The organism is Streptomyces sp. BE303, from assembly GCF_036290945.1.
Classification (GTDB): Bacteria; Actinomycetota; Actinomycetes; order Streptomycetales; family Streptomycetaceae; genus Kitasatospora.
This window is the reverse complement of the sequence record NZ_JAQYWZ010000207.1, coordinates 15,668-42,518: the sequence shown is the minus strand read 5'-3', so window position 1 is coordinate 42,518 and position 26,851 is coordinate 15,668. Positions and strand designations below refer to the sequence as shown.

The window sequence follows — 26,851 nt, the reverse complement described above, 5'->3', positions numbered from 1 at the left end:
TCCGCGGCACCGATGCGAACACCTCAGCCACGAACGCGGCCAACTCGCCACGGAGTTGCTCAATCTCCCCCAAGTTCACGCCGACCAGGATGCCCGACAGGCCGACCAAGATCAATACAAGTTAACGAAGTACTACTAGGGCTTGCGGATCGGCGGCCGGCGGATGGCGGGTGCGCCATGGGCCCAGGTGTGCCAGGAGTAGGTCCGGCCGTTCCCCTGCACGCGCTCCGGCTCGTCGCCGGTGGGGCGGAAGTCCAGGGCCCGGGCGATGGCAATGCTGGGGGCGTTGTCGCTCTCGATCTCCAGCAGCAGCCGGGGCAGTTGAAGGGCCTGGTGGGCGTAGTCGGTCAGGAGCCGCATGGCTCGCAGGGCCAGGCCCCGTCCACGGTGGGCGCTGCCGACGGCGTAGCCCATGGTGCCCCGGGAGAGGTTGAGATGCACTGCTCCCAGGGGCTGGTGGCCGTCGGCCGTGATCGCGAGATGAAGGCGTTGCCCTTCGGCACGACTCCGGTCGATCGTCTCCAGGTACGCGCACGCCGCGTCCAGGTCGAAGGGCGAGCGGAGCGTGGTGCGGGCGGCGACGTCGGGCTCGTCGAACAGCTCGACCATGGCCGGCAGGTCCGCGTGCACCCACTCCCGCAGGACGAGGTCGTTTCCGGTCAGCAGCACGGGCGAGGCGGGCAGCGGCATGGAGCACTCCAGGAGACTGAGCACCAAGTGCCGCCGGTCCGGCGCTCGGTGGGGTTCACGGGGTCGGTGAGGTCACACGGGCAGAGGGCCCCCGGTAGCGGTCCGGGACCTCTGCGGACGAGCCTGCCCCGATGTGCGGCCCGCCGTCCACCGCTCAGTCCACCAGAATGACCGCATGACGGAGAACGAAGCGGATCTACGGGCCCTGCTGCGCGAACTCGACGACCCGGACTGGCTGGAGTGGCCGCAGCACTACGACCGAGCCGCGCAGGCGGCCCGGCTGGGCGAGCTGGTGACCCGGCTCGACGGTGACTTCGCGACCCGGTGCGAGGCCGGGACCACCCAGGACTCCAGCGAGTTCGGCCGGGTCGTCGTGCCGGGCGGGGCGACGGCGTGCGGGACCCGGATCGTCGTCTGCCTCAGCAACTTCGGCTCCCTGGCCGTGATCTGCGCCGAGAACCCGGGGGCCTTCTTCGGGACGGAGGACGCCCGGGCCGAAGGAGCGCTGGACGACGCCGATCTCGCCACGGCGACCCGGGCCCTGGTCGACCTCGGCTACGTGGTGGTTCCCGAGGAGTTGATGGAGAGCGACTACGACGGCCCCAGTCAGCTGCCCTGTCACGTTCAGCGGGGCAGCTGGTCACACCGGTTCTTCGGCACCTACTTCGGCCCGTCCCTCCACGCCCACCCGCGATGACGCCCACCCCCGACGACGCCCACCCGCGACGACGCCCGCAGCGGGATCCTCCACGGTTGGCCCCCACTGCTTGAAGGCGCTCTTCGTCCAAGGTGGTTGGGCGTCATATGCGCTCCCTCCATGGTGACATCACATCCGGCGAGTCGGTCGGGGCGCCCCGACGGGCGGCAGCCGCCCTTCCCCCGCGAGACCCTCCTCCAGGCGCCTACACTGCCCGCATGTCGAACCAGAACCCGGTGGCCGGCTCCCTGGAGCGCCGTTGGCCGTCGACGGTGGCCGATGACGAACTCCGCCTGCAGTGGGAGTTCCTGTCCTTCCTCCGCACCACGGTCGTCAACAAGGTCGCGGGCCTGGACGCAACCCTCGCCGCCGCCACCCCGCTCCCGACGTCGCCGTTCATGAGCCTGGGCGGCATCGTCAGGCACCTCACCGCGGTGGAACGCTTCTGGCTGTCGATCGTCGGCGGCGGATCGGACCTGCCCTCGCTGTGGGTGAAGGAGGACGTCCACGCGGAATGGCGGCTGGACGGTCGCGGCACCCCGTCCGGTCTGGTCGCCGCCTACCGGGAGGAGTGGCTCCGGTCCGAACGGGCGCTGGCCCACAGGACCGCGGACGACCGCGCGGCCCGGAGCGTCGACGGAAAGGACTACACCGTGCGGTGGCTGCTCGGTCACGCGATCCAGGAGACGGCCCGTCACGTCGGCCACATGGACGTGCTCCGGGAGTTGGCCGACGGCGCCCGCGGCGAGTGACCGGCCGGCCGGGCCGGCCCCGGCGCCCTCGGCAAGCATCCACCGTCCACCCTCCGGAATGAGAGCTTCCGGCTCCCCGGATGCGTCTGCATTCTTGATCATGACGTGGAACGGGGGTGTCACGACGGGATTTCCGCCTTCGTCACGAAGCATGGACGTCGGACGGGGGAATTGACATAACTGCATCACGAAGTGCCGTGACACTTCGCAGCAACGGGTACAACTCCGGTTCCGCCGTTGAGTGATCCTGGATCCGCCTCGTTCTCGGACTGACCGCCGCGGCGCGCCCGCGCACAGGCCGCGGACGGCCCGGCAGGTGACGACCCGAACCCGGCCGGTTCCGGCGGCGACCCTTCGGACGGCGAACCCCGCACGGTCCGCACCGATCAGGAACTCCGGGGAATTCACCCGCGGGACTCCGCCCACCTGCCGCCCGATCGGCCCGGCCCGACAATTCGGCCCCATCAGGTCAACAGCTCTACGGAATACGAGCTTGACGCTCAGTCACCTAAAATTCGACACTCCGATTGATTCCAGCGCCCGGGGATTCCGTGGGGTTCGAATGGAGAGCACATCACCGATGCGCCGACCAAGCCCCCCTGCTTTGCACACCCATCGATCAACTGACAAGGGGATTTCCCATGACCATCCGCACGAAGGTCGCCGCCGGCGTGATGTCGATAGCCGCACTCGGCCTCGGCGCCGTCTCCGCATCTCCCGCAGCCGCGTCGAGTGGATACTGCGCCAGCTACGACGCCTGCCTGTACTACAGCCCCAACTTCCAGGGCGCCTTCTTCGGCGACGGTTCCGGCACCAGCCAGGGCTACGAGACCTACCAGGACGACTCCGCCTACACCTTCGGGGGCGGTGGCGCCGGAAACGGCCAGTACGTCAGGAACAACGCGGCCTCGGTCATCAACAACAACACCACCTACAGCCTGACGATCACTACAGCCCGGGCGGCTACGGCATCAGCCAGTACTTCAAGCGCGGCACCTGCGGAAACCTGATCCCGGAGCCGCGGAACAACAACGCTTCGCAGTACCAGGATGCGGAGGTCCGGACGAACCTGCAGCACCTGCAACTGGTCAGGAAGTCCATCGACACCGCGCTCAGGAATGCCGAGGCGGTCACCGGCGGCGGCGCGTCGCAGTCCCCGTGACACGGTGATCAGCCGGACGGGCGTGGGCGGATCGCGGAGCGCAGGAGGAGGGTGGTGGTCACACTGCTCACCCCGGTCAGGGCGATGGCGAGGCCGACCGGGAGGAACTCCGCGAAGACGCCGAAGACCAGGGGTCCGACCCCCTGGATGGTCATGGTGGTGGTGTTGAGCAGGGCGAAACTCTGTCCCTGGAGGTGGGACGGGACCGCCTCCAGGAAGCGCCGCTGAAGGCCGAGCAGGTAGGCGGACCCCACGCCGGTGATCACGTACGCGGCGGCGACCGCCGGATACGGCAGGTCCAGCACGAGCGTGACCGGGGGCGCGCCCATCACCAGCAGCAGGGGCAGGACGAGTCGTTCCCGGGTGGCGGGCGCGAACGCCCGCCCGACGACGACGTCGCCGATGAGCATGCCGACGGACGTGGCGGCCAGGAGGGTGCCGGTCTCCGTCGGGCCGAACGCGCGCTGCGCGGCGTACGGGATGAGCAGGCTCCCCGCCGCGGCCAGGTACGCGGCGGGCAGGCACTGGACCATGATCAGCTTGAGGACCCCGGGCGCGGCGACGAGCGCGGCGTTGCCCTGCAGGGTCCTCCGCACGATCGACCCGCCGGCCACCAACGATCCGCCCACCGCCGCCGACCCGGCCGCTGCCGACCCGCCCGCCGTGGACTCGCCCGTGCGGACCGCCTTCGGTCCCGACAGGTACAGGCGGCTGATCACCGACGCGATCAGGTGCGCCCCTGCGGTGACCAGCATCGTCCGCTCCACACCCAGCCACACGACCAGCGCCCCGCCGGCGGCCATGCCCACCATCTGCGCCGAGACCGCGACGAGGTAGGACAGCGAACGCCCCAGCACGTAGGTGTCGCCGGTGAGGATCTCCGCCAGGACGCGGCCCGCAGCCCCGGTGGTGACGGGTGTCAGGCAGGCCACGGCCGCGACGAGCGCCAGGGCCGCCGCGACCGGGAGGTGGCCGAACGCGAGCACCAGCCCGACTGCGCACTGGAGTGCGTAACCCGTGCTGATGAGGGTCCGCGGCGAGAACCGGTCCGCCATCGCGGCGAGGAACAGGCCGCCCACGGCCTGGGGGAGGAAGCCGATCGTCAGCGTCATCGCCGTCAGCAACGGCGATGCGGTCCGGTCGAACACCAGCACCGCCAGTGCGACGGACCGCAGGGTGTCCGACAGGACGCCGAGCAGCCGACCGGCGAAGACGGCACGGAACCGGGTGACCGCGAAGACCTGGCCGTAGGTGGCCTTCGTCGTGAACTCATCGATCACGAGCAGGATGCTCCCGTCCGTGCGTGCGCATCCGGGCGAGCGGCTCCTCGTCGGTGTCCTGGCACGCCGGGAACGGAATCAGCGCCACGTCGCCCTCCCCTTGTCCGTCGAATGGGAAAAGGATCAGTCGGAAACGTGACGCCTGCAACTGAGATATTCCCGCGGGGCCGGTGTGACCACGGCGCCGAATCGCTCCTTCACGGCCTCTCCCGATCAAGCCGTCTGACGATGCGTCGGTTCGAGGCGGCGGGACGGCCTCAGGGTTCGCGGTGGACGATCCGGCGGACCAGGTCCGGCACCCACTCCACGTACTCGACCTCGGCGCCGTCCGCGTGCCGGGCGTAGAGGAAGCGACCGGTCGGGGAGGCGGTCTCCGGCGTGGTGACGACGGCCCCGGCGGCGGTCAGCGTGTCGCTGAGCTCGTCGAGGTCGGAGACCACGACCGTCGCCGAGGCGTGCGCGTACTTGGCCCGTTCGGCGGGCGGTCCGGCGATGACCAGGAAGTCGCCGATGGCGGCCAGTTCGATCTCGTGGAAGCGGAAGAGCAGGTCGGGTTCGGCGCCGGTCAGGGTGCGCAGGAGGGGGAGGGCCTGGTCGAGGCCGTCGGACCAGAGGCGGGCGTAGGTCTTGAGGATGGTCATCGGTGATCCCTGGTAGCTGTCGGTTACCGGATCACCGTATGCGGGTGAACTCCCCCGCAGAAGAGCGCACTTTGGGGTGCGTGGGGTGCCGTTCGGAGACCGCGTGACCGGGCCGGGCCGGACCGGTCACGCGGTCCCTGGCCTACGCCGCCGGGCCGGTGCCGCCGTCGGGCCGAGCCAGGCCCGGGGCACGGTCGGCGGAGCGGGGGGCGGCGCGGTCGGCGAACGGGGCCCCGCCACGGGCCCGCTCCGGGTTCGGGGAGCGGTCGCGGTCCTGCACCGGCTCCCGGTCGGCGTTCCAGGCGATCAGCATCCGCAGGGCGTCGTCCGACGGGCTGCCGCGCTCGGCCGTGTACGTGACCAGGGCCTGGTCCGGGTCGTCCGCCGAGCGCAGCGTCTCGTAGACCAGTTCCATCCGCCCGACCAGCGGGTGCCGGAACCCCTTCCTGCCGGACGTCTTGTCGCGGACCGGGTGCTCGGCCCACCACTGGCGGAACTCCGGGCTGCGCATGGACAGTTCGCCGATCAGCTCGGCGAGCCTGGGGTCGTCCGGCCGGCGCCCGGCCTCCAGGTGCAGGAAGGCGGCGTTCTCCCGCGCGCAGCCGACCCAGTCCTCGTACAGCTCGCGCGAGGCCGGATCGAGGAAGGTGATGCGGGCGATGTTCCGCTCGGCCGGGTCGAGTGCGCCGTAGTCGCCGAACAGGGCCACGGCGGCGCGGTTCCAGGCCAGGATGTCCATGCGCCGGCCCATCACCACGGCCGGCACGTCGATCATGGCGTCGAGCAGCCGGGCGAGCGTCGGCCGGACCCGTTGCGGGGCCGCGGCGGCCCGGGCCGCCGACGCCCTGGCCGCCGACGCCCGGCCGCTGCCGCCACCCGGCGCGGTGCGGGCGAGCCGGTGCAGGTGCCGGGCCTCCTCCGGGTCGAGCCGCAGCGCGCGGGCGACGGCGTCGAGCACGGCGTCCGAGGGGTTGCCCACCCGCCCCTGTTCGAGCCGGGTGTAGTAGTCGACGCTCACGCCGGCGAGCTGGGCGAGTTCCTCGCGGCGCAGCCCCGACACCCGGCGGCGACCGCCGTAGTCCGGCAGGTCGACGTCCTCGGGCCGGAGCCGGGAGCGTCGGGTCCGCAGGAACTCGTTGAGGCTGATCGCTGTGCTGCTCATAGGACGATTCTCTCTGCTCGGGGCTCCCTCAGCCTGGTCCTGCCGGAACCAGGCTGAGGGAGGGGTCGGGCCTCCCCGGCGCGCACGCGGCCCGGGCCGCCCCCTGCAGCGGCCTCACCAACTGCCGGCGACCGCCACCACGCCGCCGTCCACCACGAAGTCCTGCCCGGTGATGTAGGAGGAACGGGACGAGAGCAGGAAGGCCACCGTCTCCGCGATGTCCTCGGCCTCGCCCAGCCGGCCCAGCGGCACCTGCGCCAGCACGGCGTCCTTCGCGGACTGTTCGGTGATGACCGCGTCGAACATCTCGGTGACGATGTAGCCCGGGCTCACCGAGTTGACCCGGATGCCGCGCCCGGCGAACTCGCTGCCCAGGGTGCGGGCCAGGTTGTGGACGGCCGCCTTGGTCGCCGCGTACACCGGGGCGTTGGGCAGGCCGCGGTGGAGCGTCCAGGAGGCGTTCAGGACGACGGACCCGCCGCCGGCGGCCTCCAGCAGCGGCAGCGCGTGCTGGACGGTGAAGAAGACGCCCTTGAAGTTGACGTCGACGGTGTGGTCGAAGGACTTCTCGGTCACGTCGGTCGGCAGCTCGAAGATGCCGACGCCGGCGTTGGCGAAGACGCCGTCCAGCCGCCCGTGGCGCTCCCCCACGAGGTCGGCCAGGCGGGCCAGGTCGGCCGGCTTCGCGGAGTCGGCGCGTACGGCGAACACCCTTTCCCCGGAGGCCAGTTCGGCTTCGGCCCGGCGCAGCCTGGCCTCGTCACGGCCGGTGATCACCACCTCGGCGCCGGAGGCGAGGAGGTGGCGGGCGGTGGCGAGGCCCATGCCGCTGGTCCCGCCGGTGATCAGCACGGTCCTGCCGTCGAATTCGCCGGCCGATCCGGGGGTGCGGTGGTCGTTGCGGTTGGTCTTGGATCCGTCGTTCTCGGTCATGGCTCCACCTTCGCGGCGACCCGCCTGTCCCAACCAGGCCCGATCCGACCCCGGGTCCGGCAGGACCACCCTCGCCGCCCGGACACGGGGTGACGCGGGACGGGTGACGTCGGCCCCGGGTACTACACCGGGGTTGGCCCCCCGGTGCCACGACGCAGGGAACCCGGGGACGGGAGGGTGAGGACATCAGCCGCACGAGGGCGAGGAGCCCACCGATGTCCCCGATCCGCCGTACCGTCCGCCCCGCCCTCAGCAGCGCCCTCAGCACTGCTCTCCGCCCCGCCCTCAGCAGTTCCCTCCGCACTGCGGCCGGCGCCTTCCTGGCGCTGCCGGTGGGCCTGGCGGCGGTCGCCCTGACCCTGACCGGTCGGCCCGGGCGGGCCGCCCACTGGCAGGGCCGGCTCTCCGGCGGCCGGGGGTGGACCGGCGGCCGGGTGCTGGGCCGCGCCGCGCTCGGGCTCCCGCTGGACGTGGCGGCCTTCGCGCTGATCGGGTACGCGCTGTTCAACTCGGTCCGGAACTTCGGCTACCCGGTCTGGTACCTGGGCAGCGACTACCACCAGGCCTGGGGCGGCCCCACCATGGCGGGCGTCTGGGCGGTGCACGCGGGCGGGTGGCTGCTCTGCCTGGCCGTGCTGCTGCACTGGCCCGTGCGGTGGCTGGCGCGGGGTCAGCGGGCCGTCGGCCGCCGGATCACGGGCGAATGAACGACGGGTGACGGGCCGGGCGTCCGCCCGTGATCCGTCGGCCGCCGCTCCGGGGCACTCCGCCCTGCCCCTTCGGGAGCGGCTCCGACCGCCGGTCCCGCCCGCCGCACCTTCCGGATCCGCACGATCCACATATGCAGGTGAACGACATATATAGTCATCCTGCGTACGTGGGCCGCAGAGGCCCGCGCTACGGTTCGACGCACCCGCCGTACCCCGGGGAGCGGGATACGGCCAGGTCGGCCTGGGAGGAGCAGAGTTCGATGGGGCAGGTCACCACACCCACCGCGAGGACCGCGGGAGCGGAAGGGACGGCGGACGCCGCCGAGGCGCCGCGGGAGACCCGGGACGGGTCCCCCGCCGCCGTACCGCCGACCGGACTCGCGGGCCGGGCGATACGGCGGTTGGCGGTGCTCCGCCTCCGCCGCTGGTTCTGGCCCGCCGCGCTGGCCGCCGGGTACCTCGTCCAAGTCCTCTTCCGACTCGTCCTCGTCCGGCACCTCGACTACCCGTCGGTCCACCCGGACGAGGAGTCGTACCTGATCCTGGCACGCGTCCTCGCGGGCCGCCCCACCACCGAGATGCCGGTCGGCGTGGTCATCCCCGGCGGCTACGCGCTGCTGATCTCCCCCGCCCTGCGGATCGCCGACGACCCGGTGACGGCGTACCACCTGGTCCTCGGGATCAACGCCCTGGTCAGCGCGCTGGTCCTCCCGCTCGCCTACGCCGCCCTGCGGCGCCTCGGCCTGCAGCGCGGCGCCGCGTACGCCTTCGGCGCCGCCACCGCGCTGCTGCCGCCGGTGGTCTTCTACTCGCAGTTCGCGCTCACGGACGCCGTCCTGCCCGCGCTGATCCTCGCCTGGCTGCTCTGCCTGCACGGCTGGCTCACCGACGGGCCGGCGCGCGGCCGTACCAGGTACGCCGCCGGGGCGGGTGCCGCCGCCGCCTACGCGATGGCCACGCACGACCGCGGCGGCGTGGTCGTCGCCCTGACGGCCGCCGTGTTCGCCGGCGTCCTGCTGTTCCGCAAGGCTCCGTGGCGCACGGCCGTCGCCGGCCTCGGGGCTCTGGGGGCCGGCGCGCTCGGCACCGAGTTGCTGGCCCGCTGGCTGCACGCGCAGTTCACCGTCGAGGACAGCGACGTCGGCGGCTTCCTGTGGAAGGGCCTCACCGACCCGGAGGCCACCCAGCGGACCCTCACCAGGACAGCCGGCCAGATCTGGTACTTCACCGTCTCCACCTGGGGAATCGGCGGACTGGCCGTCGTCGCCTGCCTGTTCGCCGTGTTCAGCCGCCGCACGCCGCTCCCGCACCGCATCACCGGCGGCGTCCTGGTGGCGCTCCTCGTCGGCACCGCCCTGGCCTCCGCCGCGGCCCTTCCGGACGACGGGCGCATCGACAACTGGGTCTACGCCCGCTACACCTCCTACCTCGTGCCGGCGGCCTTCGTGACGGGCGTCGCGGTCGTCGCCCGCTGCGGCCGGCGCGCACTCGGCAGGTCCGCGGCGGCGACGACCGGGCTGATCGCGCTCCTCGCCGTCCTGGTGATCGGCTCGGCCGGCTCGAAGCTGCGGACCCAGGGCTTCGTGCTCTGGACGCTGCCGGACGTGTCGTTCCTCACCGCGGACTGGGGCCGGCTCTCCATGGTCCGGGCCAGCACGGCCGCACTCGTCATCTTCTGCGCCGTCCTCCTGATCCGGACCGCCGGGGGCCGCAGGGCCTTCTGGGCGGTCGGCGTCTCCCTGGTCCTGTTCGCCGGGTTCGCCACCGCGACGATCACCGAACGCGTCTCCCAGCCGCACTCGGCCTGGCGCAAGCCCCTGGCCACCGGCTTCACCCACAGCGCGGGGCTGAAGCCCGACGACAGCGTCGTCTTCGTCTGGGACCTCGAATGGACCCTGCGCACCACCCAGACCTTCGAGGTCTACCGGGGCCGCGTCTGGTACCTCGACCCCCGCTGGCAGCCGCTCCCCCCGGCGGCCACCGCGGTCGTCACCCCCCTGCCCGGCCAGGGGCAGGAGCCCGAGGCCTACTGGCCCGCGCACCCCGCCGGCTGGTACGTCGACCGGACCGACACCCAGCAGAACTGGGCGCTTTGGCGCAAGCGCTGAGGCAGCGCCGCGGACGCTTCGAGGGCAGTCCCGGGGGTGCCGCACGCGCAGTCCCGAGACCGCTCCGAGGGCAGCCGGAGCCCCCTGCCGGGGGCATCGGGGGCCGCGGACACGGCGGAGGCCGTCAGCGGTCGTCGGGCTGCGGACCCTAAGGGTCTCCCGCACGCCCCGCCTCCGGGGCGGGTCGTCCGCGGGGACGGTTTGCGCGCGGACGGACGGCCCGCAGGAACCCCCGGTCCCTGCGGGCCGTCCACGTGTTCGGGGGCGGGGGACGAGGGCTACGGACCTCAGGAGAGATGCACATGACTCGGCACAGCGCGCTTCGGCGCGGGGTGGGCGTTGCGACGGCGGCCTCGGCGGTGGTGCTCGGAACGGCCCTGCCCGCGGCGGCGGCCGGATCGGGACGGGGCGGGGCGGAACGCGACGGGACGGTGGCCGCGATGGAGGCGGCCGTGCGGACCGAGGGATTGCCCGGGATGATCGCCACGGCGACCCGTCCGCACGGGAGCCGGTCGGTGGCGGTCGGGACGGCCGACACCGCGACCGGGCAGCCGCGGTCGGCCCGGGAGCGGTTCCGGATCGGGAGCGTGACGAAGATGTTCGTCGCGACCGTCCTCCTCCAGCTCCAGGCGGAGGGGCGGCTCGACCTCGACGACGCCGTGGAGACGTGGCTGCCCGGGGTGGTGAGCGGGAACGGGAACGACGGCTCGGCGATCAGCATCCGGCAACTGCTCGACCACTCCAGCGGGCTGTTCGCCTACGACGACGACCCCGGAATGGCGGCGGTGCTGTTCACTCCGCAGTTCCTGAGCCACCGCTACGACACCTACACACCGGCGGAACTGGTGCGGCTCGCCGTGTCGCACCCGCCCGTCTTCGCGCCGGGGACGAAGCGCGAGTACTCCAACACCAACTACGTCCTGGCCGGGATGATCGTCGCCGAGGTGACCGGACGCCCGTACGGCACGGAGATCGAGCGGCGGATCATCCGGCCGCTGGGGCTGGGCGGCACCAGCGTGCCCGGCACCGCGACCGCCGTGCCACGGCCGCACGCGCGCGGCTACTCGAAGCTGTTCGGCGGCTCGCCGACGCCCGTGGAGACGACCGAACTCAACCCGTCGATGGCCGGGGCCGCCGGGGAGATCATCTCCACGACCGACGACCTCACCCGCTTCCTCTCCGCGCTGATGCGCGGACGGCTGCTCCCGCCGGCCGAGTTGGGCGAGATGCTCACCACGGAGGGCGCCGGCGGGCTCGGCATCGGCGGCGGGACGCTGTCCTGCGGGGTCGCCGTCTGGGGGCACGACGGCGGCATCCACGGGTCGTCGACCCTCGCGCTGACCACCCGGGACGGCCGGCACGCCGTCGCGTTCAACGCCAACGCCGACTGGTTCACCGGCAAACTCAAGCTCGCCGAGGCCGAGTTCTGCGGCTGACCGGCAGCCGGGCCGCCGGCCTGCAGCGCAGGCCGGCGGCGCAGCGCGGCCGGGCGGCCCGGCCGAGGGGCCGTCGGCCGGGCCGGGCCGGGCCTCACGCCAACCGGCGGGCCCCCTCCGAGGGGATCACCGTGTAGAGGTGCGGCTCGGCATGGCCGGCGGCCGCGAACGCCGCGACGACCTCCTTGGCCACCGCCTCCGCCACTCCCGTCTCCACCAGGGCGATCACCGAGCCGCCGAAGCCCCCGCCGGTCATCCGGGCCCCGAGGGCCCCGGCGGCGACGGCCGTGGCGGCGGCGAGGTCGGTCTCGGCGCAGGACACCCGGTAGTCGTCCCGCAGGGAGGCGTGTCCGGCGGTGAGGATCGGGCCGAGGGCGGCCGGGCCGTGCCGCTCCAACTCCGCGACGGCGTGCTCGACCCGCTCGTTCTCGGTCACCACGTGGCGGACCAACGGGCGCAGCTCGTCCGGGAGTTGTTGCAGTGCGAGCGGAAGGTCGAAACCCGAGAGGTCGCGCAGCGCCGCCACCCCGAGCAGGACGGCCGCCCGCTCGCAGCCCGCCCGCAGCGCGGCGTAGGCGCCGTCGGCGAGGTCGTGCTGCACCCGCGTGTCGATGACGAGCAGGGCCAGGCCCGCACCCGCGAGGTCGAGCGGGACGTGCCGGACGGAGAGGTCGCGGGCGTCCAGGTGGAGTGCGGCCCCGGCGCGACAGGCCATCGAGGCCATCTGGTCCATGATCCCGCACGGCACGCCGACGAACGCGTTCTCGGCCCGCTGGGAGAGCAGCGCGAGCCGGCGCGCATCCAGGCCGAGCCCGTACAGGTCGTTGTAGGTGAGGGCGACCGCGCATTCGAGCGCGGCGGAGGACGAGAGGCCCGCGCCGGCGGGCACGTCGCTGTCGATCAGCAGGTCGGCGCCGCCGACGGGGTGACCGGCCTCCCGCAGGGTCCACACGACCGCGGCGGGGTACGCGGCCCAGCCCGCCACTCCGCCGGGCTCCAGCGCGGCCACGTCCAGCTCGACGATCTCGCCCGGGGTCCGGGAGGAGTGCAGGCGCAGCAGGGTGTCGGGGCGGCGGCGGGCCTGCACGCGGACGGCCTGCGGCAGGGCGATCGGCAGGACGAACCCGTCGTTGTAGTCGGTGTGTTCACCGATCAGGTTGACCCGGCCGGGCGCCGCCCAGGCGCCGTCGGGGGCGTGGCCGAACAGCTCGGCGAAGAGGGTGGTCGTGGTCATCGCTGCTCTCCACCGGTGGTGGACGCGACCTCCCGCAGACGCCGGGCGGCGTCCTCGGGGGCGACGTCGTTCATGAAGGCTTCCATGCCGGACTCGGTGCCGGCCAGGTACTTGAGCTTGTCGGCGGTCCGCCGGACGGTGAACAGTTCGAGGTGCAGGCCGAGTTCGTCGCCGCCGACGACCGGGGCCTGGTGCCAGGCGGAGATGTACGGGGCCGGGACGCGGCGTTCGCCGTCGCCGAAGAGGCGGTCGAAGCGGCGCAGCAACTCCAGGTAGATACCGGGGAGTTCTTCGCGTTCGGCTTCGTCCAGCCGGGTGAGGTCGGGGACCCTGCGGTGCGGGTGGAGGTGGACCTCGTAGGGCCAGCGGGGCGCGAAGGGGACGAAGGCCGTCCAGTGCTCGCCGGCGAGCACGACCCTCTCCCCGTCGGCGCGTTCGGCGGCGACGAGGTCCTCGAAGAGGTTGCGCCCGGTGGCGGCGCGGTGCCGGGCGGCCCGGTCGATCATGTGGGCGGTGCGCGGCGTGGTGAACGGCAGCGCGTAGATCTGGCCGTGCGGGTGGGCGAGAGTGACGCCGATCTCGGCGCCCCGGTTCTCGAAGCAGTAGACCTGCTGGACGCCCCCCAGGGCGGAGAGTTCGGCGGTGCGGTCGGTCCAGGCGTCGAGCACCAGCCGGGCGCGGTCCTCGTCGAGGTCGGCGAAGGAGGCGTCGTGGTCGGCGGTGAAGCAGACCACCTCGCAGCGGCCGGCCCCGGGGCGGGTGGCGTGCAGCGGGTCGCCGAGACTGGGTCGGACGGGGTGCGTGTCGGGGTGTCCGGCCAGCGAGGGGAACCGGTTCTCGAAGACCGCGACCTGGTAGTCCGAGGCCGGGATCTCGCTGAGCCGCCCGTCGCGCGAGGGGCAGAGCGGGCACTGGTCGGCGGGCGGGTGGTAGGTGCGGACCTGGCGGTGCGCGGCGACGGTCACCCAGGCGCCGGTCAGCGGGTCGAGCCGCACTTCCGAGGACGGCGCGGCGGCTTCGAGCGGCCGCCGGTCGACCGCGTCCCGGCCGGCGGGGGCCGCCCCGCGGTCGAAGTAGATCAGTTCGCGGCCGTCGGCCAGCGTGGCGACGGTCCTGGTGGTCGAGCCGGCCAGGTCGGTCTCCCCGGTCACCGTTCCGGCCATGTCCTGCTCCCTTGCATGGAACTCCCCTTCAACAACATGGCCAAACAATATCGAACATTTACCAACATTGCTGCACCCATCGTCGCACGATCCGGTTTCACCTCGGGCAAGGGCCCGTGGCGAAGGCGCACGGACGGGACGCCCGGCGCGACGGGGCCCGCCGGTCAAGACGTTCCGCACGCCAGGGGGCGAGGGAGGAGACGGGTAGCGCGGCCGGGCCCCCACCGCAAGACGCTCAACGCGGGAGCGACGCGCCGGACGCGGGCCGGTGGCGGTGGACCGGCCGGACGGCGCGGGCCGGACCGGCGCTCACGCCGGGGCGAGCCGCCGCGACCGGGGCCGGGCCGGTGACCGTGGCGGGCCGGGAGTCCCGGGCGGGGCGCCAGGCACGGACCGCCAGAAAGGCGGCGGCCAGGGCCAGGGCCGCGAGGGCGAGGACGGCGGCGGGGAGGCCCGCGGTGGCGCCGAGCCAGCCCGCCAGGGGGTAGGCGAGCAGCCAGCAGCCGTGCGACAGCGAGAACTGGGCGGCGAACGCGGCGGGCAGCTCCGCCGCCGGCACCGCGGCCCGCAGCAGCCGCCCGCCGGGGGTGAGGATCAGCGAGCCCGCCGCACCGAGGCCCGCCCAGACGGCGAGCAGCACGGGCCAGCGCCACCCCCCGCCGCCCGTCGAGGTGAGGACGGCCAGGGCGGCGAGCAGCCCCGCGATGCCGAAGGCGGCCGGGACCATGACACTGCGGTCGGCCACCCGGTCCAGGACCCGGGGCAGCAGCAGCGCGACCGCCATCGACCCGCCCCCGTACGCGCCGAGCGCGATCGGCACGTCACCGGCGGGGCGGCCGAGCTGGTCGCGGACGTAGACGACGGTGTTGACGATCACCATGGCGCCGCCGGCGGCGACCGCGAGGTCCAGGGCGAGCAGGGCCCGCAGGCGCGGGACGGAGAGGAAGAGGCGCAGTCCTTCCAGCGACCGGGCCGCGACGGACGGCGCCCGCGAGCCGCGCGCGCCGCCCACCGCCCCGCGCGCCGCCGCGACCGGCAGGACCACCGAGACCACCAGGACCGCCGAGGCGAGGAACCCGATCACCGTCCCCCAGAACAGCCAGCGGTAGCCGACCAGGGCGAGCAGGCCGGCGGCCAGGGCCGGGCTGACCAGGCTCTCCGTGTCGTAGGCGAGCCGGGAGAGGGAGAGCGCGCGGGTGTAGTCGCGCTCGTCGGGCAGCACCTCGGGGATCACCGACTGGAACGCCGGCGTGAACGTCGCGGAGGCCGCCTGGAGGACGAAGATCAGCAGGTAGACCTGCCAGACGCCGGTGACGAAGGGCAGTGCGAGTGCCACCGCCGCGCGGGCCAGGTCGGCCGCGACCAGCAGCCGCCGGCGGGGGATCCGGTGGGCGAGCACGGCGACGACCGGGGCGATCCCCACGTACGCCGCCATCTTGATCGCCAGGGCCGTCCCGAGCACGGCACCGGCCGAGGCACCGGCCAGGTCGTAGGCCAGCAGGCCGAGCGCCACCGTGGCCAGGCCGGTCCCGGCGAGGGCGACCACCTGGGCGGTGAGGAGGTGTCGGTAGGTGCGGTTGCGGAGCACGGAGAGCATGGGAACCCCGATCGACTCGGCGCGCAGACGGGTACGGCGCGAACCAGGGACGTCTCCTTCAGGATAGGACAACATGTGCATACGTGTGCACTCATTGGAGAGGGGGAGGCCACCGAAAGCCCGGCACCCGGCCGTCGGGCCGTTCCACCGGCCGCTCCACCGACCACTCCGGCCGGTCCGCCGACGGCTCTAGTCGTGCGGCGGCAGTCCGCTGATCTGGTGGTCGGCGACGTTCAGCGCCTCGTGCACCAGCCGCCGCAGGTGGCCGTGCCGCAGCGTGTACACCACCCGCCGACCGTCCTTGCGGGTGGCCACGAGGCCGGCCAGCCGCAGCTTGCTCAGGTGCTGACTCACCGACGGCCGCGCCGCGCCGCAGAACTCGGTCAGTGTCGTCACGTCCGCCTCGCCCTCGCTCAGCCGCTGCATCAGGGCGAGCCGGGTCCGGTCCGCGAGCAGCGCCAGGACACCCGCGGCCACGTCGAGCCGCTCGTCCGTGCCGGACGCCTGCGACACGTGCGCACCTGATACCTGGAGGCTCCCGCTCATGGCCTCATCGTAGAGGGCGCGCGGCCCGCCCTCACCCGCCGTGAGGCCACTGATCCGCGCCGCACCGCGCGCCGCACGCCGCTCCCGCACGCCGCTCCCGCACGGCCGCCGGCCACGGGGCGCGCGGCCCACCCCCTCACTCCCCCCGGAGGTCGGCGACCCGGCGGATCTTGCCGACCGACCGCTCCAGGCTGTACGGATCCACGACCTCGACGTCCACGCTCACCCCGACCCCGTCCTTCACGTCGCGCGCGATCGCCGCCACCGCCGCCTCCCGCTGTCCGGGCCCGGCACCGGGCCGCGCCTCCACCCGGACGGTCATGTGGTCCAGGCGGCCCCGGCGGGTCAGCCGGAGCTGGAAGTGCGGCGCGACGGCCGGGGTCCGCAGGACGATCTCCTCGATCTGGGTCGGGAACACGTTGACCCCGCGCAGGATGATCATGTCGTCGCAGCGCCCGGTGACCTTGGCCATCCGGCGGAACGCGGGCCGGGCGGTGCCGGGCAGCAGCCGGGTGAGGTCGCGGGTGCGGTAGCGGATCACCGGCAGCGCCTCCTTGGTGAGCGAGGTGAGGACCAGCTCGCCGCCCTCACCGTCCGGCAGCACCCGGTCCGTGAACGGGTCCACCACCTCCGGGTAGAAGTGGTCCTCCCAGATGTGCAGGCCGTCCTTGGTCTCCACGCACTCCTGGGCGACGCCCGGACCCATCACCTCGGAGAGGCCGTATATGTCGACGGCGTGGAGGCCCGTCCGCCGCTCGATCTCCGCCCGCATCTCCTCCGTCCACGGCTCGGCGCCGAAGATGCCGACCCGCAGCGAGGTGGCCCGCGGGTCGACCCCCTGGCGATCGAACTCGTCGAGGAGGGTGAGCAGGTAGGACGGGGTGACCATGATGATCTCGGGCCCGAGGTCCTGGATCAGCTGCACCTGACGCGCCGTCATGCCGCCCGAGGCGGGGATCACCGTGCAGCCGGCCCGTTCGGCACCGGCGTGCGCACCCAGCCCGCCGGTGAACAGCCCGTAGCCGTAGGCGATGTGCACCGTCTGACCGGGGCGCCCGCCCGCCGCACGGATCGAGCGCGCCACCACGTCGGCCCAGACGTCGAGGTCGTGCTCGGTGTAGCCGACCACGGTCGGGCGGCCGGTGGTACCGCTGGAGGCGTGGATCCGGCGCACCCGCTCCCTCGGGACGGCGAACATGCCGAACGGATAGGTGTCGCGCAGGTCCGCCTTGGTGGTGAAGGGGAACCGGGCGAGGTCGGCGAGGGTCCGGCAGTCCGCGGGCGCCACACCGGCGGCGTCGAACCTGCGGCGGTAGAGCTCGACGTTGTCGTAGGCGTGGTGCAGCGTGGCCCGCAGGTGCTTGAGCTGGTGCGCCTTCAGTTCGTCGGCGGTCATCCGCTCCCCGGCGTCCAGCAGCGCGTCCGGGAGCGGCTCCCCCAGGCGCGTCCGCGAGGCGGCCGGACCGGCCCCACTGCTGCTCATCAGGTCTCCTCCGCGCCGTGACGCCCGCCGCCCTGCCGCCTTGCCGCCCTGCCGTCCTGCCGCCCCGCCGCCTCGCCGCAGGGGGGAGGCGACCCGCGGGCGGGCCGACCGATCATTCGGTTGCCGCCGGGCACGGCCATTGACTCAGCACCCGAACCACGTGTCAAGGCTCGCCGCGCAGGCCGGGACGGCCGACCGGGCCGGAGGCCGGCTGCCGGGCCGGTTCGCCGCGTTCCGCGTGCGGATCTCTGCCGAACGGCAGATGGCAGCGGCCCGCCGGTCCGGAAGGCTCGACCACGTCACCTTCCCCACCCTCCGACCGGCCGGGAGAGCGGAGCCCATGCCCCATCTCGCACACGAACCAGCACTCGACCTGATCGACGTCACCAAGGTCTACCGGGGCGGCCAACGCGCCGTCGACGGCCTCACCCTCCGGCTCCGCCCGGGCCTGCTCGGCCTGCTCGGCCCGAACGGGGCGGGCAAGTCCTCGCTGATGCGGATCGTCGCCACCGTCACCCGGCCCACCGCCGGCCAGGTGCTCTACCGGGGCGCCGACGTCCTCGCCGAACCCGACCTGCTCCGCCGCCAACTGGGCTTCCTCCCCCAGGATTTCAGCGTCCACCCGAACCTCACCGCACCCGCGTTCCTGGCCTACCTGGCCGCCGCCAAGGGCCTCCGGGCCCGCGCCGCCCGGGCCCGGATCGACGAGCTCCTCGCCCTGGTCAACCTGACCGGGGCGGTCCGACGGCCGCTCGGCGCGTACTCCGGCGGCATGCTGCGGCGCGTCGGCATCGCCCAGGCGCTGCTCGGCGACCCGCAGGTCGTCGTCGTCGACGAACCCACCGCCGGGCTCGACCCGGAGGAACGGGTCCGCTTCCGCAACCTGCTGAGCACGCTCGCCACCGACCGTGTCGTGCTGCTCTCCACCCACATCGTCTCCGACATCGAGTCGGTGGCCGGGGACATCGCGGTCGTCGCGGGCGGCCGGCTGCTGCGCCGGGGCACCCCCGAGGAGTTGCTGGGCGACCAGGCCGGCCGGGTCTGGGAGGTGGCGGTCGACCCCGCGGCGGTGACCGCCGTCCAGGAGCGGTACGTGATCAGCCGGATGGTGCGCACCGCCGACGGCCGGGTCCGGCTGCGGCTGCTCGCGGACGGCGCGCCGTCCGCCGACGCCGTGCCGGTCGCGCCGGACCTGGAGGACGCGTACCTGGCGCTGGTCCGCCCGACGGGCGCCGCCGGCGCTCCGGGCCGGGGCGCGGGAGCGTTCCCGGACCCGTCGTCCGGTCCGGTGGCCGGGCCGCACGGGCCGGAGGTGCGGCGGTGACGGGGCACGGCGGACGCGGCGGACGCTCCGGACGCTCCGGGCTCGGCGGCGGAGACGGCCCGGGCCTCGGGCTCCGCAGGGGCGGCGGGCAGGACCGGCGGCCGGGAAGAGACGGCCCGGTCGGGTCCGGTACGCCGGGCCGGCTCGCCCGGCTGGCTCTCGGCGACTTCCGGGACCGGGTCCGGCGCCCCGCCTACGCGGTGACCCTGCTCGCCGCCGTCGGCCTCGGCCTGCTCGCCGTCCCGCCCGCCGACGGGCACTGGGCGATCCTCGCCCTGGGCAGCCACCGGGGCGAGTACAACAGCGCGTACGTCGGCACGGCGACCGCACTCGCCGGGGCGCTCTGGCTCACCCTCGGCGGGTTCTACGTGGTCCGCAAGGGCCTGGGCCGCGACGAGGAGACCGGCGTCGGCCTGCTCCTCGCGGCCACCCCGCTGCGGACCGCCGACCTGCTGCTGGCGAAGTTCCTCGGCAACCTCCTCGTCCTCGGCTCGATGCTCGGCGTCCTCGCGCTCACCACGCCCGCCCTGCAGCTCGTCCGGGGCGAGGACCGGGCCGTCGACCCGCTCGCCCTGCTGACGCCGTTCCTGGTGCTGACGCTGCCCCTGCTGGCGATGACGGCGGCCGTGGCCGTCCTCTTCGAGACCGTGCCACTGTTGCGGACCGGCCTCGGGAACGTGGCCTGGTTCGTCCTCGCACCGGCCCTGCTGATCGCCGGAGAGTCTCCCGGCGCGCCGTTCGGCGGGCTCGGTCTCGGCCCGGCCGCGGCGTCGCTGAGCGACGGTCTGGCGGCGCGGGGGGTCGAGCTCGGCGGCGAGGAGTTCAGCCTCGGCCTGACGAGGGTGGACGCGCCGCTGGAGCCGTTCCCGTGGGACGGCGCGGCCTTCGGGGCCGGGTTCCTGACGCAGCGGCTGCTGCTGGTCGTGCTCGCGGTCGGGGTCGCGGTGCTGCCCGCGCTCTGGTTCCACCGGTTCGACCCGGCGCGGGGCGCGGGCCTGGGCGCGGACCGCGGCGGTCGGGTGCCCCTCGGCACGGGGGCGGTCCCGGCCGGACCGACCGCGCCGGCCGCACCGGCCGGCGCCCCCGTCCCGGCACCGGCCCTGCGGCCGCCTGTCGGGACGGGGACGACGGCCGACGGATCCGGCAGCGGGTTCGGCGCCGGGTTCGGGCGCCTGCTCGCCGGAGAGGTCCGGATCCTGTTCGGCGACACCTCGCGCTGGTGGTGGCTGGGCGCCGCCGTCCTCGGCCTCGTCGGGCTCGCGGTCCCGCCCGAGGTGGGCGTCGGCGTGCTGCTCCCGGCCGCCTGGGTCTGGCCGGTGCTGCTCTGGTCCCGGCTGGGCAGCCGGGCGGCCGAGTACGGGCTTGAGGTCCTGCTCGGCGCCTACCCGGCCGCCCGGTCGAGGCTGGTGGCCGAGTGGGCCTCGGGCGTGGTGCTCACCGCCCTGGTCGGCGCGGGGGTGCTGGTCCGCCTCGTCGCGGCCGGCGACGCCGACGGGACGGCGGCCTGGGCCGCGGGCGCCCTGTTCGTCCCTTCGCTGGCCCTCGCGCTGGGTGCGCTCTCCCGGACCCACCGGCTGTTCCAGGCGCTCTACCTGCCGCTCTGGTACTTGGTGGTGAACCAGGTCGCCGCGCTGGACTTCATGGGAACCGTCCGGCGCGCGGGTCAGCCGGCGGGGCCCTCCCCGCTGCTGGTCGCCGCGGCGGCACTGGTCCTGCTGGGCGTCGCACTGCTGACCTCCTCGGCCCGGCGCGCCGCCCGCGCCTGATCCGGCGGCGGCCCTCCACCCCCGCGGAGGGCCGCCGTCCGGGTCTGCGGCGCCCGCCGCCCCCGGGGACCCGACCGGGGACGGCCCGCCGGACCGCTCACCACTCCCGCGCCGAGGCCAGCAGCCGCTCCCGGACCAGGGCCACCGCCGGGCCCACCACTCCCGGGCGCTGCACGAGGTAGGCGGTGTTGATCGGCGGGTCGACCGGCTCGTCGAGCAGAACCAGTGCCCCGGACGCCAGCCCGGACGCGCCCAGGTAGCGCGGCACGACGGCGAAGCCCGCGCCCGCCGTGACGGCGGCGATGACACCGCGCAGGTCGGGCACGGTGAGCGCCGGGCGACAGCTGAGACGGCGGCCGAAGACGTGGCGCCAGTACCGGCGCACGATGGGCAGGTCCTCGGCGTAGGCGACGAGCGGCACCCCGTGCAGGGCGGAGGGCCCCTCGACGGCGAGCCGGCCGGCCAGGCGGTCCGCCCACACCGGTGCCGCGACGAGGACGAACTCCTCGTCGCCCAGCGGTACGGCGGTCAGCGCACGGCCGCGCGGGCGGTCGGTGGCGATCACCAGGTCGTGCCGGCCGGCCCGCAGCTCGTCCAGCAGCGGCTCCGTGAGGCCGGGCGTCACCCGCAGCCGGACGCCCTCGGCGATCAGCGGGGCGAGGGCGGGCAGCACCAGGGTGCAGAGCAGTTCGGCCGGGCCTCCCAGGTGGACGGGCTCGGCGGCGGACGGCGGCCCGGTCCCGGCGCCGGTGACGGCCGCGAGCGCGTCGAGCGGATCGGCGATGCGGGCGGCGAGTTCGTCGGCGGCGGGGGTGGGGGTGACGCCGCGCGGCTGTCGTTCGAACAGCTCGCGTCCGGTCTGGCGCTCCAGCGCGCGGATCTGCGAGGTCACCGTCGGCTGGGAGAGCCCGACCAGCCGGGCGGCGGCGGTGAACGAACCGGACCGGTGGACCGCCAGGAAGGTCCGCAGCAGGTTCAGGTCGGCGGGCACCACGGTGTCGGCTGCATGACCCGGGCTCACACGATTCCGGCTCTGGCTCTGGCTCTGGCTCACGCCGTCAGCCTAGGCCGCCGCACCTGCCCGCAACCGCCGCCGGGCGGGGCCGGCCCCGCAGCTCACGCCCAACGCACCAGGTCCGCCGCACCTCCGCTGACCACCGCGGTGACCGGCAGACCCGCCGCCGCCAGCAGACCGGCCGCGACCGTCGCCCGCCGGCCCCGCCCGCAGACCGTCCAGTACTCCCGGTCCGGCGGCAACCCGGTTATCCGGTCGGGGAGTTCGGTGAGCGGGACGGCGAGGGCGCCGGGCACCGGCGGGTCCGGGAGCGCGCGGACGTCGAGGACCTGCACCGGTCGGCCCGGGACGGCCGCGCGGGCGCCGGGCACCTCGGAGACGTCGGCCGTCCGCAGCGCGGCGAGTTGCCGGCCGGTGGCGTGCCAGCGTTCCACCCCTCCGGTCAACTGGCCGACCAGGCGCGCGTCGTAGCCGATCCGCAGCAGCTGGACGACAGCCTCCCGGGCGGCGTCGGCGGCCGGTTCGGGCAGCACCAGCACCAACGGGGTGCCGAACGGGACCACCTCGCCGATCAGGGCCGCGAAGGAGCCGTCCAGCTCGACGCCGAGCGATCCGGGGAGATGGGCGTCGGCGTACGCCCGGCGGTCGCGCGCGTCGACCACCGACGCGCCACGCCAGCGCGCCTGTTGGACCTCCTCGGCGGTGAGCGGCAGCAGCGGCGGCGGGCCGCCGAGGACGGGCGGGCCGGACCGGTTGAGCGGGCCCATCCGCCGGTAGTAGGCGGGCGGCGGGGGCAGTCCGCGCAGCCGGGCGGCCACGAACGCACCCTCGTCGTCGACGAGCAGCGCCGGATTGGCCCGCCGCTGGTCGCCGACGGTGCTGGTCCTGGCGGTGCCCGAGGCGGTCGCACCGGACACGGTCGTGCCGGACGCGGACGCGGACGCGCCGGGCCCGGACGGACCGCGGGCCGGGGCGGAACCGGGCGGGGGCGCGCCGATCGCGCAGGAGCTTCCGGCCCCGTGCGTGGGCAACACCCGGGTGTCCCCGGGCAGTCGGGAGAGCCTGCGGATCGACCGGTACTGGGCCCGGGCCAGTTCGGCGGTCCGGTCGGGCCCGGACAGGTCGGTGCGGCCGGCGCTGCCGACCAGCAGGCTGCCGCCGGTGAACACCGCCACCGGACGGCCGCCGTCCGGGCCGTCGTCGAGCACCAGGTAGGCGGTGTGCTCGGCGGTGTGGCCGGGCGTCTCCAGCGCCTGGACGCGTAGGCCGCCGACGGTGATCTCGTCGCCCTCGGCGAGCGGGAGGTGGTCGAAGCCGTACCGGGCGCGGGCCGGTCCGGCGACGGTGGCGCCGGTCGCGGCGCGCACCTCCAGGGCCCCGGAGAGGTAGTCGTTGTGCACGTGGGTCTCCAGGACGTACCGCAGCCGCAGGCCGCGCGCCGCGCAGGAGGCGAGCAGCGGCCAGCAGTCCCGCTGCGGGTCGACCAGCGCCGCCTCGTCGCCGGACGTCAGCAGGTAGCTGGTGTCGCCGAGGGCCTCGGTGGTGACCGGTTCGACGGTGTTCCCGCTCGGAGCCGCGTTCGCCGTCGCGTCCGTCGTTGCCTTCGTCGTTGCTTTCGTCGTTGCCTTCGTCGTTGGGTTCATCGCCGCGCTCCTCGCCGCCCTGCCCGGCCCCCGACGACGCCGTCGCCGCTCCGGTCGCTTCCGTCACCGTTTCCGCCGCCGCTTCCGTCACCGTTTCCGCCGGGCCGGTCGCCGTCCCGTTCCGCCGGCCGCTCGCCGTCCGGGGCCGCGACGACCTCCACCGCCACCCCCGTGACCGGGTTGCAGCCGTACCCCTGCTCGTTCCAGGGCGCCCGCATCGGCTGGGTGTGCCCGTCGGCGTCAGTGGCCCGGGTCTGGAGGACGCGCCGGCCGGGCACCCGCGGGGTCCACTGGTACCACCACTCGGCCCACGCGTACCGCCCGCCCGCGGGTACCAGCACGGCCTGCCGCCAGTCGGCGCCGCCGATCCGCACCTCGACCTGGCAGACCGGTACGCCGCCCGACCAGGCCCGCCCGCGCACCACGCAGGCGCCGCCGGCCGGCAGCCGGGCGCCCGGCGAGGGGGCGGTGATCAGCGACCTGACCCGGATCTCACCCACGGGCCCCTCGGGCGTGCCGTCCGGCATGCCGCGCGAGCCCCGGTAGAGGTACTCCTCGGCCTGGAACGGCCCGTGGAACGGTTCGGCCACCGCCCGCACGCCGACCAGCCACTTGACGTCCGCCACCCCGTACCGGCCGGGGACCACGAGGCGGACGGGCGCACCGTGGCCGGGGCTGAGCAGGGTGCCGTTCATGCGGGTGGCGAGCAGGGTGTCCGGGTGCCGGGCGAGGTCGACCGGGAGGCTCCGCTCGAAGGCGGTGCGGCGGCCGTGCAGTTCGCCGAAGTCGGCTCCGGTGAAGACGAGTTCGACGGCTTCCGGGCGCACTCCGGCGCGGTCCGCCAGCACCGCGAGCGGCACGCCGGCGAACCGGGCGCAGCCCACCGCCCCCTGGTCCCAGGGGAGCCCGGGCGGCCGGGGCCGCATCAGGCTGCGGCCGTTGCCCGCGCACTCCACCACCACGTCCAGTTCGCGCACCGGGAGCAGCTCCAACTCTGCATAGGTGAGCGAGAGTTCTCGCTCCACCAGGCCGTGGATCCGCAGCCGCCAGCGTTCGGGGGTGAGCCGGGGCACGCCGAAGTGGTCACGGACGAAGAACGCGCCGGTGGGGGTGAGTGGTTCGGCCAGCGCGGCCGGCGGTGTCTGTGCGTTGTAGGGCCGCTCGGTGACCGTGTCGGGGCGCCACCGCGTCCGGCTCCCGCTCATCGCGTCCCACCGCCCGCCCCGACCCCGGGCGCACCCGCCACGCCCTGCCTGCCCGCCACGCCCGGCGCGCCCTCCCGGAGTCGGGCCAGCGCCCGGTGGGCGCCGAGCGCCTCGAAGACCGCCGCCGCCTCGGCCCGCAGCACCCGGTCCGGCTCCGCCGCGCCCGGCCGGGCGACCACCGCCCGGGCCTTGGCCCGGGCCGCCCAGTACGGCTGCCGGGCCCGCTCGTACAGCGCGGCCGCCGCCAGATGGCGGGCCCGGGCGCCCCGCGGGTCGCCGCGCGCGGCGGCCAGCGAGCCGAGCGCCGACTCGGCCATCGCCCGCCACGCCGAGCCGGCGGACCGGGCCGCCACCCGCCGGGCGGCGGCCGCGTGCTCGGCCGCTCCCGCCGGGTCGCCGAGCGCCGCGAACGCTTCGGCCGCCACCGGGTAGAGCAGCGCCGTGCAGGTCGGGCACTCGCCGCGCAGGGCCGCCGACGCGGCGGCGGCGTGTGCCGCGCGGACGGCCTCGCCGGGCTCGCCGCGTTCCACCGCGTCCAGCGCGGCCGTCGCGTACAGCCGCCCGACGGCGTGCCGGGCCGCGGCGGACGGGGCGGACTCGGCGGCGGCCGTCCCCAGCCGGAGGTGGGTGGCGGCGTCCGCACTGTCGCCGCGCGCCGCCGCGTACTCGGCGAGCCGCTGCCGGGGCAGCGCGCCGGAGCGGCCGCCCAGTTCCTCGTACAGGTGGGCGCTGCGTTCCAGGCAGCCCGGCGCCTCGTCCCAGCGGCCGCGCAGCAGCAGCGACTCGCCGAGCAGGCACCAGGCGAAGGCCTCCGCCCGGCGGGCGCGCCGGGCGTGCGCGAGGTCCAGGGTCTGCCGGGCGTACTCCTCGACGCTTCGGCTCGGGCCGTCCCCGTACAGCTGGTACTGGGCGAGGCAGGAGTGGATGTCGAGGGAGCGGGCCAGCCTGCCGTCCTCGTCGGCGGCGGCGCCGAGCCGCTCGATCTCCCGGTGCAGGCCCTCCCGCCAGGTGCCCCCGGCGTGGTGGACGGCGGCGAGCGCCTCCCCGGCGGCGGCCAGGTCCTCGTCGTCGCCGTGCTTCTCGGCGAGGGCCAGCCCCGCCTCGGCCGCCTGCCGCGCCTCGTCGAGGCGGCCGGCGCCGCGGAGCCGGTCGGCCCGCGCCCGCAGCAGCCGGCCGGCCTCCGCCGGGTCGCCGCCGGCCGCCGCGAGGGCCCGCTCGGCGGAGCCCAGGTGCGGTTCGGCGGCGGACGGGTCGCCGCCGCCGGCCAGCAGCGCGACGGCGGCCTTGCGGTGCAGCCTTGCGGTGCGCAGGCCGTCCCGGCCGGACGGCGGGGTGAGCACCCCCGGGGAGGCGGGCAGGTCGACCACGGCCGGCTCCAGCGCCGACCCGTACGCGACGGTGGCACCGGCGGTGTCCCCGGAGCGCATCCGCAGGTCCCCGACGTTCTCCCAGAGTTCGCCGGAGAGTTCGGCCCGGACCTGTCCGCCGGTGCGCACCTGCTCGCGCAGCCGCTGGGCGGCCGGGCCGGGCCGCTCGGTGCCGTCGGAGGCGCGTTCCAGCGCGGCGGCCAGCCGGTCGTACGCGTGCAGTGCCTCGTGCCGCCGGCCGGCCAGCGTGTGGACCCGCATCAGCGCGAGCGAGGCCTCCTCGTGCAGCGGGTCCGCGGCCACCGCCCGGCGCAGCGCGGCGGCGGCGCCGTCCAGGTCGGCGTGCGCCTCGCGCAGGGCGCCGAGCTCGACCAGCAGGGCCAGGTACTCGGCGTGCAGGGCCTGTTCGCGATCGGCCGCCCACTCCTCGTAGCGGTCCTCGGGCAACAGGTCGCCGCCGTACCGGGCGACCGCCCGCTCGTACGCGTCCGGGTCGCGGGCGCGGCGGGCGTGCAGGGCGGCCTGTTCGAACTCCTCGACGTCCACCCGCAGCGGGGCGCCGCGCAGGGTGAGCAGTCCGCCACCGGAGTCGAGGTGGGCGCGGGCACCGGCCCGGTCGGGGCCGAGGACGCGGCGGGCCTCCTGCACGGCCCTGCGGAGCTGGTCGGCGCCGGCCCCGGGGGCCTGGTCCGGCCAGAGGCGGCCGAGCACCTGCTCGCCGTGGAGCCGGTGGCCCGGGGCGAGCGCGAGCAGCTCGACCAGGTTCCGGGACTTCCGCAGGCGCCATCCGCCGTCGGCGATCTCCCGATGGCCCACGTGGACCCGGAAGCCGCCGAGGAGCCGGATGCGCAGTGCGTGCATGCGCCGGTGCCTTCCCCGTGCGGACACTTCGAACGTACGTCGGCAGCGGCCCGTCGGCGACTTCCGGGCCGGTCCC

The 26,851-nt window shown here is 75.0% G+C and carries 22 protein-coding genes; 8 read left to right on the top strand and 14 right to left on the bottom strand.

Annotated elements, in window-relative coordinates:
• Nucleotides 1-135: 135 nt before the first annotated feature.
• Nucleotides 136-714: a GNAT family N-acetyltransferase gene (locus PUR56_RS01355; RefSeq protein WP_329947500.1), complete on the bottom strand. Its 579-nt coding sequence runs from the start codon at nucleotides 712-714 to the stop codon at nucleotides 136-138.
• A 151-nt stretch (nucleotides 715-865) separates the two neighbouring features.
• On the opposite strand from PUR56_RS01355, the gene PUR56_RS01350 reads away from it, so the two are divergent.
• The 3 genes from PUR56_RS01350 (at nucleotide 866) to PUR56_RS01340 (ending at nucleotide 3,149) form a co-directional block, all read left to right on the top strand.
• Nucleotides 866-1,387, top strand: coding sequence for a hypothetical protein (locus tag PUR56_RS01350; protein ID WP_329947495.1), 522 nt, complete (start codon nucleotides 866-868; stop codon nucleotides 1,385-1,387).
• Nucleotides 1,388-1,605: 218 nt separating this feature from the next.
• Nucleotides 1,606-2,139, top strand: coding sequence for a DinB family protein (locus PUR56_RS01345; protein ID WP_329947494.1), 534 nt, complete (start codon nucleotides 1,606-1,608; stop codon nucleotides 2,137-2,139).
• 641 nt (nucleotides 2,140-2,780) lie between these two features.
• Nucleotides 2,781-3,149, top strand: a complete 369-nt coding sequence (locus PUR56_RS01340) for a hypothetical protein (RefSeq protein WP_329947493.1) — start codon at nucleotides 2,781-2,783, stop codon at nucleotides 3,147-3,149.
• 160 nt (nucleotides 3,150-3,309) lie between these two features.
• Here PUR56_RS01340 and PUR56_RS01335 read toward each other — a convergent pair whose 3' ends face one another.
• From PUR56_RS01335 to PUR56_RS01320, 4 genes are all read right to left on the bottom strand, one after another.
• Nucleotides 3,310-4,581: an MFS transporter gene (locus PUR56_RS01335; RefSeq protein WP_329947492.1), complete on the bottom strand. Its 1,272-nt coding sequence runs from the start codon at nucleotides 4,579-4,581 to the stop codon at nucleotides 3,310-3,312.
• Nucleotides 4,582-4,838: 257 nt separating this feature from the next.
• Nucleotides 4,839-5,222: a VOC family protein gene (locus tag PUR56_RS01330; RefSeq protein ID WP_329947491.1), complete on the bottom strand. Its 384-nt coding sequence runs from the start codon at nucleotides 5,220-5,222 to the stop codon at nucleotides 4,839-4,841.
• A 142-nt stretch (nucleotides 5,223-5,364) separates the two neighbouring features.
• Nucleotides 5,365-6,384: a helix-turn-helix transcriptional regulator gene (locus tag PUR56_RS01325; RefSeq protein ID WP_329947490.1), complete on the bottom strand. Its 1,020-nt coding sequence runs from the start codon at nucleotides 6,382-6,384 to the stop codon at nucleotides 5,365-5,367.
• A gap of 114 nt (nucleotides 6,385-6,498) precedes the next feature.
• Nucleotides 6,499-7,317 (bottom strand): SDR family NAD(P)-dependent oxidoreductase, encoded by an 819-nt coding sequence (locus PUR56_RS01320; RefSeq protein WP_329947489.1) that lies wholly within the window; start codon nucleotides 7,315-7,317, stop codon nucleotides 6,499-6,501.
• 215 nt (nucleotides 7,318-7,532) lie between these two features.
• Between PUR56_RS01320 and PUR56_RS01315 the strand changes: the two genes are divergently transcribed.
• The 3 genes from PUR56_RS01315 (at nucleotide 7,533) to PUR56_RS01305 (ending at nucleotide 11,571) form a co-directional block, all read left to right on the top strand.
• A complete protein-coding gene (locus tag PUR56_RS01315; RefSeq protein WP_329947488.1) occupies nucleotides 7,533-8,024 on the top strand; it encodes a hypothetical protein in 492 nt (163 codons plus the stop codon).
• Nucleotides 8,025-8,287: 263 nt separating this feature from the next.
• Nucleotides 8,288-10,135 carry a hypothetical protein gene (locus PUR56_RS01310; RefSeq protein ID WP_329947487.1) on the top strand — a complete coding sequence of 616 codons (1,848 nt, stop codon included), beginning with the start codon at nucleotides 8,288-8,290 and terminating at the stop codon, nucleotides 10,133-10,135.
• Between the two features lie 302 nt (nucleotides 10,136-10,437).
• The gene (locus PUR56_RS01305) at nucleotides 10,438-11,571 is read left to right on the top strand and encodes a serine hydrolase domain-containing protein (RefSeq protein ID WP_329947486.1); all 1,134 of its coding nucleotides are present in this window, start codon (nucleotides 10,438-10,440) and stop codon (nucleotides 11,569-11,571) included.
• 94 nt (nucleotides 11,572-11,665) lie between these two features.
• Here the strand turns inward: PUR56_RS01305 and galK are convergent, their stop codons facing one another.
• The 5 genes from galK to paaK form a co-directional block, all read right to left on the bottom strand.
• Nucleotides 11,666-12,805, bottom strand: a complete 1,140-nt coding sequence (galK, locus tag PUR56_RS01300; RefSeq protein ID WP_329947485.1) for a galactokinase — start codon at nucleotides 12,803-12,805, stop codon at nucleotides 11,666-11,668.
• Nucleotides 12,802-13,968, bottom strand: a complete 1,167-nt coding sequence (gene galT, locus PUR56_RS01295; protein WP_329947484.1) for a galactose-1-phosphate uridylyltransferase — start codon at nucleotides 13,966-13,968, stop codon at nucleotides 12,802-12,804. Before galT ends, galK begins: the two co-directional genes overlap by 4 nt.
• A 235-nt stretch (nucleotides 13,969-14,203) precedes the next feature.
• Nucleotides 14,204-15,565 carry an MFS transporter gene (locus PUR56_RS01290; protein ID WP_329947483.1) on the bottom strand — a complete coding sequence of 454 codons (1,362 nt, stop codon included), beginning with the start codon at nucleotides 15,563-15,565 and terminating at the stop codon, nucleotides 14,204-14,206.
• Nucleotides 15,566-15,754: 189 nt separating this feature from the next.
• Nucleotides 15,755-16,111: an ArsR/SmtB family transcription factor gene (locus tag PUR56_RS01285; RefSeq protein WP_329876794.1), complete on the bottom strand. Its 357-nt coding sequence runs from the start codon at nucleotides 16,109-16,111 to the stop codon at nucleotides 15,755-15,757.
• A gap of 136 nt (nucleotides 16,112-16,247) precedes the next feature.
• A complete protein-coding gene (gene paaK, locus PUR56_RS01280) occupies nucleotides 16,248-17,594 on the bottom strand; it encodes a phenylacetate--CoA ligase PaaK (RefSeq protein WP_329947482.1) in 1,347 nt (448 codons plus the stop codon).
• Nucleotides 17,595-17,934: 340 nt separating this feature from the next.
• Here paaK and PUR56_RS01275 point away from each other — a divergent pair, with 340 nt between their 5' ends.
• Entirely contained in the window at nucleotides 17,935-18,918 is a 984-nt protein-coding gene (locus PUR56_RS01275; RefSeq protein ID WP_329947481.1) for an ATP-binding cassette domain-containing protein, read from the top strand.
• Nucleotides 18,919-19,070: 152 nt separating this feature from the next.
• Nucleotides 19,071-20,684 (top strand): hypothetical protein, encoded by a 1,614-nt coding sequence (locus tag PUR56_RS01270; RefSeq protein WP_329947499.1) that lies wholly within the window; start codon nucleotides 19,071-19,073, stop codon nucleotides 20,682-20,684.
• A 97-nt stretch (nucleotides 20,685-20,781) separates the two neighbouring features.
• Here PUR56_RS01270 and PUR56_RS01265 read toward each other — a convergent pair whose 3' ends face one another.
• From PUR56_RS01265 to PUR56_RS01250, 4 genes are all read right to left on the bottom strand, one after another.
• Complete coding sequence (locus PUR56_RS01265) at nucleotides 20,782-21,705, bottom strand: LysR family transcriptional regulator (RefSeq protein ID WP_329947498.1); 924 nt, start codon at nucleotides 21,703-21,705, stop codon at nucleotides 20,782-20,784.
• A gap of 95 nt (nucleotides 21,706-21,800) precedes the next feature.
• Nucleotides 21,801-23,342, bottom strand: coding sequence for an MBL fold metallo-hydrolase (locus PUR56_RS01260; RefSeq protein WP_329947480.1), 1,542 nt, complete (start codon nucleotides 23,340-23,342; stop codon nucleotides 21,801-21,803).
• On the bottom strand, nucleotides 23,339-24,547 hold the full coding sequence (locus PUR56_RS01255; RefSeq protein ID WP_329947479.1) for a sulfite oxidase: 1,209 nt from the start codon (nucleotides 24,545-24,547) through the stop codon (nucleotides 23,339-23,341). Before PUR56_RS01255 ends, PUR56_RS01260 begins: the two co-directional genes overlap by 4 nt.
• Nucleotides 24,544-26,775, bottom strand: coding sequence for a BTAD domain-containing putative transcriptional regulator (locus PUR56_RS01250; protein WP_329947478.1), 2,232 nt, complete (start codon nucleotides 26,773-26,775; stop codon nucleotides 24,544-24,546). The genes PUR56_RS01255 and PUR56_RS01250 overlap by 4 nt, the downstream gene beginning before the upstream one ends.
• Between the last annotated feature and the right edge of the window lie 76 nt (nucleotides 26,776-26,851).